General features: G+C 42.8%; 11 protein-coding genes and 1 pseudogene. 9 read left to right on the forward strand and 3 right to left on the reverse strand.

The genetic code is table 11. From position 1 onward, the window contains the following. Positions 1–10: 10 nt before the first annotated feature. The 5 genes and pseudogenes from C8D76_RS01775 to nlpD all read left to right on the forward strand — a co-directional run bounded on the left by C8D76_RS01775 (position 11) and on the right by nlpD (position 2,503). Positions 11–586 (forward strand): YqaA family protein, encoded by a 576-nt coding sequence (locus C8D76_RS01775; protein ID WP_116631118.1) that lies wholly within the window; start codon positions 11–13, stop codon positions 584–586. Positions 587–617: 31 nt separating this feature from the next. After that, the gene (locus C8D76_RS01780) at positions 618–848 is read left to right on the forward strand and encodes a membrane lipoprotein lipid attachment site-containing protein (RefSeq protein ID WP_116631119.1); all 231 of its coding nucleotides are present in this window, start codon (positions 618–620) and stop codon (positions 846–848) included. Between the two features lie 68 nt (positions 849–916). Further along, positions 917–1,018: pseudogene (locus tag C8D76_RS09980) on the forward strand (DedA family protein); the annotation flags it as partial. Positions 1,019–1,047: 29 nt separating this feature from the next. Further along, entirely contained in the window at positions 1,048–1,233 is a 186-nt protein-coding gene (locus tag C8D76_RS01785; RefSeq protein WP_116631120.1) for a hypothetical protein, read from the forward strand. Between the two features lie 19 nt (positions 1,234–1,252). Continuing rightward, positions 1,253–2,503 (forward strand): murein hydrolase activator NlpD, encoded by a 1,251-nt coding sequence (nlpD, locus tag C8D76_RS01790; protein WP_116631121.1) that lies wholly within the window; start codon positions 1,253–1,255, stop codon positions 2,501–2,503. Between the two features lie 166 nt (positions 2,504–2,669). Here the strand turns inward: nlpD and C8D76_RS01795 are convergent, their stop codons facing one another. From C8D76_RS01795 to C8D76_RS01805, 3 genes are all read right to left on the reverse strand, one after another. Then, entirely contained in the window at positions 2,670–3,431 is a 762-nt protein-coding gene (locus C8D76_RS01795) for an MmcQ/YjbR family DNA-binding protein (protein WP_116631122.1), read from the reverse strand. Between the two features lie 69 nt (positions 3,432–3,500). After that, positions 3,501–3,995, reverse strand: coding sequence for a YfbU family protein (locus C8D76_RS01800; RefSeq protein ID WP_116631123.1), 495 nt, complete (start codon positions 3,993–3,995; stop codon positions 3,501–3,503). 12 nt (positions 3,996–4,007) lie between these two features. Next, positions 4,008–4,757, reverse strand: a complete 750-nt coding sequence (locus tag C8D76_RS01805; RefSeq protein ID WP_116631124.1) for an MlaA family lipoprotein — start codon at positions 4,755–4,757, stop codon at positions 4,008–4,010. 358 nt (positions 4,758–5,115) lie between these two features. Between C8D76_RS01805 and carA the strand changes: the two genes are divergently transcribed. The 4 genes from carA (at position 5,116) to C8D76_RS01825 (ending at position 11,723) form a co-directional block, all read left to right on the forward strand. Then, a complete protein-coding gene (carA, locus tag C8D76_RS01810) occupies positions 5,116–6,240 on the forward strand; it encodes a glutamine-hydrolyzing carbamoyl-phosphate synthase small subunit (RefSeq protein WP_116631125.1) in 1,125 nt (374 codons plus the stop codon). Between the two features lie 55 nt (positions 6,241–6,295). Further along, positions 6,296–9,502 carry a carbamoyl-phosphate synthase large subunit gene (gene carB, locus C8D76_RS01815; RefSeq protein WP_116631126.1) on the forward strand — a complete coding sequence of 1,069 codons (3,207 nt, stop codon included), beginning with the start codon at positions 6,296–6,298 and terminating at the stop codon, positions 9,500–9,502. Positions 9,503–9,679: 177 nt separating this feature from the next. Continuing rightward, positions 9,680–10,357 (forward strand): response regulator, encoded by a 678-nt coding sequence (locus C8D76_RS01820; protein ID WP_116631127.1) that lies wholly within the window; start codon positions 9,680–9,682, stop codon positions 10,355–10,357. Beyond that, complete coding sequence (locus C8D76_RS01825; RefSeq protein ID WP_116631128.1) at positions 10,350–11,723, forward strand: ATP-binding protein; 1,374 nt, start codon at positions 10,350–10,352, stop codon at positions 11,721–11,723. Before C8D76_RS01820 ends, C8D76_RS01825 begins: the two co-directional genes overlap by 8 nt. Positions 11,724–11,832 lie beyond the last annotated feature (109 nt).

Raw genomic sequence — 11,832 nt, forward strand, 5'->3', positions numbered from 1 at the left:
AAGGAATCGCGTGAAAATTTTTGGTGCAATGTATGATAAAACTATGGCGTGGTCGAAACATCGTTTCGCAACCTATTGGCTGAGTTTTCTCAGTTTTATTGAGGCGATTTTTTTCCCTATTCCGCCTGATATCATGCTGATTCCTATGGCGATGTCAAAGCCTAAAAGTGCGGTCAAATTTGCTTTAATTACGGCAATTGCTTCCGTGCTCGGTGGCATGATCGGCTATTCTATCGGTTATTATGCCTTTGATTTAGTTCAAGAATATATTGTTAAATTCGGTTATCAAGCCCATTGGGATAAAGCGATTTCTTGGTTTGAACAATGGGGCGTACTTGTGGTTTTTGTCGCAGGTTTTTCACCAATTCCCTATAAAGTCTTTACCATTGCAGCAGGTGTGATGCAAATGGCATTTTTGCCCTTTGTAGCAACAGCGTTTATTTCGCGAGCAGCTCGGTTTTTATTGCTCGCAAGATTGGCTGCTTGGGGTGGTGAAAAATTTGCCGCCAAACTACGTCGTTCTATTGAAGTGATTGGATGGTCAGTCGTGCTTTTGGCTATCATTGCCTATTTGATTCTTCGTTAGAAAAATTTTCTGAAAATATTAAGGATACAAAATGAAAAAATTAGTTTTTTTATTATCTATAACAGCAATGTTAGCCGCTTGTTCTTCATCTGAATCAGTTGCACCAAAATCATCGTCTAATGAAGTTGTTCAATCAACAAACGGAGCCAAGGCGGAAACTACGGCAGAAACTAAAGCAATAGAAGAGCAAGATGAAGAAGGTGTGGATGAAAATACTGCAGCGCCTGAAGTAGAACAAAATATGTCTGATGATATGGACTAAGGTTATTGCTTAATAACTAGCCCCAAAGTGCGGTCAAATTTGCTTATAAAATTAGCTGGCAGGGATGACAAGAATTTGTAGCTAAACTATATTGTGCAAGTTGTTCTATTGAAGTGATTGGATGGTCAGTCGTGCTTTTGGCTGTCATTGCTTACTTGATTCTTCGTTAAAAATTTTGGGAAATTTTAAGGAATATAAAATGAAAAAATTGGCTTTTTTGTTGTCTATAACAGCAATGTTAGCTGCTTGTTCTTCACCAGAGCCTGTTGACCCTGATGCATTGCCAAATGGAATTATGCAACCCGTCGCTGGAACTGGCGCTGTGGAAGGGGGAACTTTTATGCCTGAAGTAGAACAAAGCAGTATGCCTGCAAATATGAAATAAGTGATTTAGTGAGAATACAATGAAAAAGACATTTTTATTATTGCCTATTGCCGCCGCTGTATTAGCAGGCTGTACCTCTTCAACGCCAGCGCCTGTGGATAGTGTTGATGGCACGTTATCTTCGCAACCTATTCAACCGATTGAAACTCCAACTACAACGGGTTCATGGGAGCCGCAGGTGCAACCAAGCGCCATGCCAGCGGGAATGAATGCACCGGTCGTGAACCAACCTGTTGCTAATCAAGTGGGGACAATGGCTAATACCACGGCTGTTAATCAACAATCTCAATCCAATCAGCAGCAAACTCAACCTGCCCCAGCTGCACCAACTACAACCACGAAAACGGTTTGTAAAACCGTACAAAAAACGAAAGCGGCTAGCACTAATCAAAGCCAAAGCGTAGAGATCCCGCGTAATACACAAACGAATGCGCCTGATTATGCCAAAATTGATAAAGGTTTTTACAAAGCTAACGAATATACGGTGAAAAAAGGTGACACAATGTTCTTAATCGCTTATATCGCAGGAATTGATGTTAAAGAGTTAGCGTCATTGAACGGCATGAGCGAACCTTACACGTTGAAAGTGGGACAAACGTTAAAAGTATCTAATGGTTCAGCTGCGGTAACCACAGAACAACAATGTACTGAAGTGACGGTTCCTGTACAGCCACAAGTCACCTATACTCAAGCGGCAAATGGCACACAATATGGTTCTGATGGCACGGTTACAGGCCCTGTAAAAGCTGGTGTGGGATCATCATCAACTGTTGCTGCCCCTGTTGCGGGTGGTGTTGTGGCTGGCGTAGGGACAGCGGCGACAGCAGCCACAGTAGCTACAACGGCGAGTACACCAAGTTATTCGAGCTCGACAAGCCAAACTGTGGCACCTGCGTCTAACTTAAAATGGCAATGGCCAACGACAGGTAAAGTCGTGCAAGGCTTCTCCAGTGTTGATGGTGGTAACAAAGGTATCGACATTAGTGGCTCAAAAGGGCAGCCAATTTATGCAGCAGCACCTGGTCGAGTTGTTTATGCCGGCAATGCATTGCGTGGTTATGGCAACTTAATCATCATCAAACATGACAATAATTTCTTAAGTGCTTATGCGCATAACGACAGCATTTCGGTGAGCGATCAACAAGAAGTGCGAGCGGGTCAGCAAATTGGGAAAATGGGTAGCACCGGTACAACAAGTACAAAACTTCACTTTGAAATTCGCTATCAAGGAAAATCAGTGGATCCAACACGCTATCTTCCACGTCGTTAATCGCAAATCAACATAAATAAAAGAATGGGTAATCACAGAAGTGGTTGCCCATTATTTTTGTCGATGATTTAGCCTAAGGCTAAAAATTTTGCGAAAATTGACCGCACTTTTTGCTGAAGATGCTTTTTATATCGCTCGCTATCTGAACGTTTATTTTAGCGATAAGCTATTTCCAGCTAGCAATTTCATCGCTTAATGCTTTTGGCATACGGCGTGGCCCGCGAACAGCGGTAATGCCGAATTGACGCAATAGGTCGCGCGAAAGTTGAGTAGGGGAAAATTCTTTTAGACATTGAATGCGCATAACCCGATCAACGCGTAAATCTTTATGTTTCGAGCGGTGGGGAATATTGGCTTCAAGCACCAAACATTGATAACGAATCGCAGCAGTGGGCGCGGTGACATAAATATAAACAATATCATCCACGGCAACATTATTGCTTTGTTTCCAAAGGATTATGCCGTTTTCGCGCAGTTCTTTTTCCACATCATAATATTTAGGATTGGCTGGCACAATCCATTCTGTTTGCGTATCAATTTGCAACGCTTGTTTAGTCTGGCGAGTTGCCGTGATATCAAAACTGCTGTTAATTAAAAACAACAGCGTTTCTTGGTCAACACTGCCGTCTAATAATACGGTAATCCAGTTCGCTTTATTCATATGGTAAGCAGGCAAAAAGCCTTTTTGCTGCAAGAAATCGTCCACCATTTCAGTGGGGCATTTGAGATTGATCGCATCTATGCGCCCTTCGCCTTGCAACCCCAAACTTGAGCGCGGTATATCCATAATAATGGCATACCATTTGCGGTTATCTTGGTGGCGCAAAACCGCGTAATTAGGATCACGTTTCCATAAATATTCAGGAGCGGTATTGTAGTGGCGATCGACGTAATCAAGAATGAATTGGCGAAGATTTGGGTTTGACATAAATGCTCCCTTTCCCTTTAATGCAAAAGTGCGGTCAGAATTTTGCAAATTTTTGACCGCACTTTAGGATTAGGCATTAAGAATATTTTGAATTTCTTGCATACTTAAACGATAACCGTGTGGGCAAGCGTGCCATACATCAAGCATTTTGCTGTATTTATCCCACATTGGAGTTTGCGAATCGCAGCCGTGTTCGCATTGCATAAATTCTTGATATTTGCCTTCTACGCCCGAAATAAAACGTAAATAGTTCAAATATTTTTTCTCGCGAACCGCACAATAACCCACAAATTGCAAGCGAAGTGGCGTGATTGCCGATTTGTCCGCTAAGTTGTTGTAAGACACGTGCAATGCTTTATACATTTCAAGCGTATCAAGCACAATTTGACATTCTTGCTCTGTCACTTCACTGAAATCATGGCTGAGTTCTTTCAGCTCAAGTTCAAATCCGCCTCTCACAATGGCTTCTGCCCGTTGATAAGCTTTGGCATTATCAGGCTCTAACAAGCCCAAAAGTTTATATTGATTCGCTAATATCAAACGTTGAATTGTTGTCATTTCCATGGAAATTTTCTCCTAGTCAATACTATTTAAATCTTCTTGTGAAAGCCCTGAATCTTTGGCTTTGATCTTGCCGTCAGTGGCGCGATATTCTAAATTTTGGTAATAAGCTTCGCGGAATGTGATATACGGATCCGTTGCTTGATTTAACAGTGCTTCTTGGCTCATGGCTTTGGCTCGTTTATCAACAGCTTGCACCCCATATTTCACGAGCGACCAAGGTCCGCCAACCCAATCCCAGAAAGGATAAGTATAGGCAGTATCCACCGCTGCACCCGTTAATTCACGCGGGGTTGTCGCATTATATACAGGCAAGACTAAATAAGTACCCGGTTTCACGCCATAACTGCCCAAGGTATCGCCGAAAGTGCGTTGATTTTCAATTTTAAGCGGATCGCTATAACTTGCCCAGTCGATTAAACCACCTAAACCAAAAGTGGAGTTAATAATGAAGCGATTTAAATGCACCATCGCTTTTTGTCCTTCGCCTTCCCATAAACGGTTGATGAAACTCACGGGCTCATCAAGGTTATTCGCCACGTTAGATAGCCCTTTGGTTAATGGAGAAGGGAGCGCGTCCCAGCCTTTTGCAGCAGGTTTTAGCAAATAAGGATCCAATACTTTATAGTTAAAATCCCACATCGTGCGGTTAAATCCTTGTAATGGATCTGAACGTTCGCCAGTAACAGGATCTATTGTTCCAGCACAGCCTGTCAGCATAACTGAGCTGAAAAGTGCGGTCACAAATAATGGTGTTTTTTTCATTTATAACATCCCTATGTTGGATAAATTAAATGCATTGTAAATGAGTTGCCCGAAAACGACAAATAAAATGCGTGCAGTGGAAATTAGATTGAATATTAAGTTGAATAAAGTGAATTTTTATGCAATATTACAGCATAAATAATCACATTAACCTTTGCGAATTTGCTTGAAACCACATTCATTGTCCTTTAGAATAGCTGAAATTTGGCTATTAAAGCGAAATTAATGAGCGAATTTTGTCAATGTGATGCATCAGCGTTCTAAACTTGCCTAAAAGTGCGGTGATTTTTTGACAAAATTTGTGGTTAATGAACATTCGCAAGTGTTCGACCGAATAACAATTTATAGGAGATATTCTATGTCTGAACCAGCAATTTTAGTATTGGCTGACGGCAGTGTTTTCCACGGCACATCCATTGGGGCAGCAGGCTCCGCGATTGGAGAAGTCGTTTTTAATACCTCAATGACGGGGTATCAAGAAATTCTTACCGACCCTTCTTATTTCCGACAAATCGTCACACTCACTTATCCACATATCGGCAACACTGGGGCAAACCCTGAAGATCTTGAAAGCAAAGGCGTCTATGCCGCGGGCTTAATTATTCGTGATCTTCCGTTAATTCATAGCAATTTCCGTGCAAACCAAAGTCTTCCTGACTATTTAAAAGAAAATAATGTGGTTGCCATTGCGGATATCGACACTCGCCGTTTAACGCGTCATTTGCGTGATAAAGGTGCCATGGCAGGTTGCATTATGACAGGCGAAGTTGATGAGAAAAAAGCTTTAGAACTCGCCTTAAGTTTTGGTTCTATGGCAGGGAAAGATTTAGCGCAAGAAGTAACCTGTCAAGCGCCTTATGAGTGGACACAAGGGGAGTGGGAATTAGGCAAAGGCTATAATCCACAACCAGAACAAAAATATTACATTGTCGCCTACGATTTTGGGGTAAAACATAATATCTTACGTATGCTTGCTGAACGTGGTTGCAAAATCACCGTGGTGCCAGCAAAAACGCCAGCAAAAGACGCGCTAGCATTAAATCCAGACGGCGTTTTCTTGTCTAATGGCCCGGGCGATCCAGAACCTTGTGATTATGCGATTACCGCAATTCAAGAAATTTTAGCCACGAAGAAACCGGTATTTGGCATTTGCTTAGGGCATCAATTACTCGGATTAGCCGTTGGCGGCAAAACAAAAAAAATGCCATTCGGACATCACGGTGCCAATCACCCCGTGCAAGATTTAGACACACAAAAAGTGTTTATCACCAGCCAAAACCACGGCTTTGAAGTGGACGAACACAGCTTGCCAAAAAATGTAAAAATTACTCACCGCTCTTTATTCGATGGTTCAGTGCAGGGTATTGAACTCACAGACCAAGTGGCATTTTCATTCCAAGGTCACCCAGAAGCAAGCCCAGGACCGAATGATGTCGCCTATTTGTTTGATAAGTTTATGACAGCGTTAGCACAACAAAAATAAACGCTATGAAAGGCAGAAATAACAGTAAGATTTTAATGAATAGAGAGAAAGAATAATGCCAAAACGTACAGATATAAACACTATTTTAATTATCGGCGCGGGTCCGATTGTGATTGGGCAGGCGTGTGAATTTGACTATTCGGGGGCGCAGGCGTGTAAAGCCTTGCGTGAAGAAGGTTATAAAGTGGTGTTGGTCAATTCAAACCCAGCGACCATTATGACCGATCCGAATATGGCGGACGTCACTTATATTGAGCCAATTCAATGGCAAAGCGTTGAAAAAATTATTGAGAAAGAACGCCCAGATGCCATTCTTCCTACAATGGGGGGGCAAACCGCATTAAACTGTGCGCTGGATTTATCAAAAAATGGCGTGTTGAAAAAATATGGCGTGGAGCTGATTGGTGCTACTGAAGATGCCATTGATAAAGCGGAAGATCGCGGTCGTTTTAAAGATGCGATGGCGAAGATTGGCTTAAATACACCAAAATCTTTTGTTTGCCACAGTTTTGATGAAGCTTGGGCTGCACAGGCGGAAGTGGGTTTCCCAACCTTAATTCGCCCGTCTTTCACAATGGGCGGTTCGGGCGGCGGTATTGCTTATAACCGTGATGAATTCCAAGCGATTTGTGAACGTGGTTTTGAAGCGTCACCAACTCACGAATTATTGATCGAACAATCTGTTCTCGGTTGGAAAGAATATGAAATGGAAGTGGTACGCGATAAAGCGGATAACTGTATTATCGTTTGCTCCATTGAAAACTTCGACCCGATGGGCGTGCATACGGGGGATTCTATTACCGTTGCCCCAGCTCAAACCCTTACCGATAAAGAATATCAGATTATGCGTAATGCCAGCCTTGCGGTGTTGCGTGAAATTGGCGTGGATACTGGCGGTTCTAACGTGCAATTCGCGATTAATCCAGCCAATGGCGAGATGATTGTAATTGAAATGAACCCGCGTGTGAGCCGTTCTTCTGCCCTTGCGTCAAAAGCCACAGGCTTCCCAATCGCTAAAGTGGCGGCTAAATTGGCGGTGGGTTATACGCTTAACGAATTGCGTAACGACATCACTGGCGGTTTAATTCCTGCATCATTCGAGCCGTCTATTGACTATGTGGTGACCAAAGTGCCACGTTTTGCCTTTGAAAAATTCCCGAAAGCAGATGATCGTTTAACAACGCAAATGAAATCTGTGGGCGAAGTGATGGCAATGGGACGCACATTCCAAGAGAGCTTACAAAAAGCCTTGCGCGGTTTAGAAACGGGCATTTGTGGTTTCAATTTACTTTCTGAAGAACCTGAAAAAATTCGTAGCGAGCTTGGCAACCCAGGTCCAAACCGCATTTTATATGTGGCAGATGCTTTCGGTGCAGGTTTTTCATTAGAAGAAGTGCATCATTATTCAAAAATTGATCCTTGGTTCTTAATTCAAATTCAAGATTTGGTGCAAGAAGAGTTAGCCCTTGAAAAACGCCGTTTAGATGAACTAGATTATGCAGAATTACGCCGTTTGAAACGCAAAGGTTTCTCTGATAAACGTATCGGTCAGCTCACTAAAGCAGGGGAAAGTGCGGTCAGAAATAAACGAAATATTTTAAACTTACACCCTGTGTATAAACGGGTGGATACTTGTGCGGGCGAGTTTAAATCGGACACTGCCTATCTCTATTCTACCTATGAAGAAGAATGTGAAGCGAAGCCAACAGATCGTAAAAAAGTGATGATCTTAGGGGGCGGACCAAACCGTATCGGACAAGGGATTGAATTTGACTATTGTTGTGTGCATGCCGCCCTTGCTTTGCGTGAAAGTGGCTTTGAAACCATTATGGTGAACTGCAACCCAGAAACCGTTTCAACGGATTTTGATACCTCTGATCGATTATATTTTGAGCCATTAACCCTTGAAGATGTGCTAGAAATCGTACATAAAGAACAGCCTTGGGGCGTGATTGTGCATTATGGCGGTCAAACACCGTTGAAATTAGCCAATGCCTTACACGAAAATGGCGTGAATATTATAGGCACTTCGGCAGACAGTATTGATGCGGCAGAAGACCGTGAGCGTTTCCAAAAAATCTTGCAAGATTTAGGCTTAAAACAGCCGAATAACCGCACCGCGCGTAATGCAGAAGAAGCAGTGAAATTGGCGGAAGAAGTGGGCTATCCTTTGGTTGTTCGTCCGTCTTATGTATTAGGTGGCCGTGCGATGCAGATTGTTTATAACGTGGATGAACTCAATCAATATATGCGTGAAGCGGTGTCTGTATCTAACGACAGCCCAATTTTGCTCGATCATTTCTTAAATAATGCGATTGAAGTGGATGTGGATTGTATCTGCGATGGTACCGATGTGATCATCGGTGGCATTATGCAGCATATCGAACAAGCGGGCATTCACTCTGGGGATTCAGCTTGCTCATTGCCGCCTTATTCCTTGAGCCAAGCTATTCAAAATGAAATCCGCCGCCAAACAGCAGCAATGGCGTATGCATTGAATGTGGTGGGCTTGATGAATGTGCAATTCGCTGTGCAAAATGACGTGATTTATGTACTCGAAGTCAACCCGCGTGCTAGCCGTACCGTGCCATTTGTGAGTAAAGCCACCAGCCAACCGTTAGCCAAAATTGCGGCGCGTGTAATGGCAGGAATTAGCTTGAAAGAACAATCGGTGCAAGGTGAAATCATTCCAACACATTTTAGCGTGAAAGAAGCCGTATTCCCATTCATCAAATTCCCGGGTGTGGATACGATTTTAGGGCCAGAAATGCGCTCAACAGGCGAAGTGATGGGCGTTGGCATGACATTCTCCGAAGCTTTCCTAAAAGCACAACTTGGCGCCAATGAACGCATTCCGAAAACAGGCAAAGTGTTCTTATCAGTTGATAATGCGGATAAAGCTCGTTTATTACCTGTGGCGCGTGCTTTGCAAGAGCAAGGTTATGGCTTATGTGCCACTATGGGCACGGCAAAATTCTTGCGTGAAAATGGTATTGCAACGCAAATGGTGAACAAAGTCCGTGAAGGTCGCCCAAATATTGTCGATGCGATCAAAAATGGTGAAATCGCAATGGTGATCAACACCACAGGCAGCTTGCCAGAATCCGTTGCCGATAGTCATTCGATTCGCCGTAGCGCATTACAACAACGTGTGTTCTTGCAAACAACGATGGCAGCGGCAGAAGCCCTTGCTGAAGGTGTGAAAAGCATTGATAGTTGCGATGTTTATTCGGTGCAAGGTTTACACGCACAATTAAATTAAAAAATTAGTGTTCCTAATTTTTCGCTAATTTTGGCAGTCTATTATACTCACATCGAAAGGCGAGAGCTGATAGATGACAAAATGTTTTTTTCATAATAATGTATAACCGCGCTTCATCCAAAAGTGCGGTTATTTTTTTAATTATTTTTGTCACCATGGATAGAAAAGGATAATGCAATGCGAATTTTGCTGGTTGAAGATGATAGGATGATTGCTGATGCGGTTTCGGCAAATTTACAAGACAGCCATTATGCGGTGGATTGGGTGAATAATGGTAAAACGGCGGAAGAAGCCTTAATGAGTCAGGCTTATGATCTGGTTTTGCTCGATCTTGGTTTGCCGGGGCAAGACGGCTTAAAAGTGCTTGCGCATATCCGCCAAAATCAAAATAGCACGCCAGTGTTAATTGTGACGGCACGAGATGATTTAGAAAGCCGTCTTTCTGGCTTGGACGGCGGTGCCGATGATTATATTGTTAAGCCTTTTGATATGGCAGAATTGCAGGCGCGTATGCGTGCGGTGTTGCGCCGCCATAGCGGGCATAGTTCACCGAAATTAACCAATGGCACGATTACGCTCGATCCCACCACCTACTTGGTGGAAGTAAAAGGGCAAGCAGACGCCATCACCTTGAGCAACAAAGAATTTTCCGTATTGCAGGCTTTAATGACGCGTGCGGGCATGATTTTATCCCGTGCGGATTTAGAAGATAAAATTTATGCTTGGGGCGAAGAAGTGGAAAGCAATGCCATTGATTTTTTAATTCACAGCTTGCGGAAAAAAATTGGTAAAGAGCAAATTAAGAATGTGCGTGGCGTGGGCTGGATGATCCCCAAAGGAGAGCATAATGTTTAAATCCATTCGGGCAAAATTAATCACCAGTTTGCTGCTTTCTACCGCGATAATCAGCTTTATTGCGGCGGGGATCGCTTTTTATGATACCTATCGTGAAACCTACAAACAGCAAGACCGCACCTTGAAAAAAATCGCGTCCTATATCACTTCGCCTACTTATTTAGCCAGTGGTTTTAGTGAAGGTGATGATAACCGTATCGCTGTTACTTGGATTGCCAATAACCAACCGCACCCGCATTTTCAATTGCCCGAAAAATTAGAAAATGAGTTTTATAATTTTATTCAAGAGCAAGGCACATTTAAGCTCTCGAATAACCAAAACCCGCGGAATATTTTCACGAATTTATGGTATGGCGAAGTGAGTTATCGCGGTTATTTGCAGATTAGGGAAGACGGCATTCTGGTCATTATGCAAGAAAATGAATATCGAGAAGAGCTTGCGCTCCACGCCGCTTGGGCAAGTTTAATGCCATTATTAGTTTTATTACCGCTGATTGGCTGTTTAACCTTTTGGGTGGTAAAACGCACGATGTCGCCGATAGAAGAACTGTCGAATAGCCTTGCGTTGCGCCAAGAGCAAGATCTAACAGCGTTGCCACTGGAAGGTGTTCCCACTGAAATCACAGGTTTTGTGCAGGCAATCAATCAGCTTTTAGCACGAACGCGTGCTTTTATTGAACAGCAAAAACGTTTTATCGCCGATGCCGCCCATGAATTGCGCACGCCGATCACCGCGCTTTCTTTACAAGCCGAACGCCTTAACAATCAAGAAATGTCGGAAGAAGCAAAATCACAGGTGCAGAAACTGAATCAAGGCATACGCCGTAGCCGTGATTTATTAGAGCAACTTCTCTCTTTAGCCCGCACTCAAAATAAAGATCATAAAGATAAAACTACTTTGAATTTGCACAATATTTTCAGCCGAGTGATTGAAGATCTTTATCCGCTTGCAGAACAAAAAATGCAGGATCTTGGCGTGGTGTCTGAAGGCAAAACGGAATTTTACGCTAACGAAACAGATTTTTACTTATTAATCAAAACCTTAGTGGATAATGCAATTCGCTATACGCCAGCGGGTTCACAAATCGACTTAAGTGCGGTGGAAAAAGACGGAATTTTGGAAATTTTTGTGGAAGATAATGGCGATGGCATTCCTGAACAAGAACGCCAGCGTGTGCTTGATCCTTTTTATCGAGTATTAGGCTCGGAGCAACAAGGATCAGGCTTGGGCTTGGCTATCGCGAATCAGATTGTGCAAGATTATCATGGCAACATTCAATTACTTGATAGCCAAAATTTTGCGCGCGGTTTGATGATAAAAATAACGTTCAACAAATTGCAAAATTCATTCAATGCTAATTCTTAACTAATTTTCCCCATACATAATAGCTCTTAGGATACATAGCGTCTCTTACTTTGCTGAGCCGCTATAACGATTAAAAAATATTCGTATTTTTGACCGCACTTTAGGAGCT

It is taken from the genome of Alitibacter langaaensis DSM 22999, assembly GCF_003096995.1.
Classification (GTDB): domain Bacteria; phylum Pseudomonadota; class Gammaproteobacteria; order Enterobacterales; family Pasteurellaceae; genus Exercitatus; species Exercitatus langaaensis.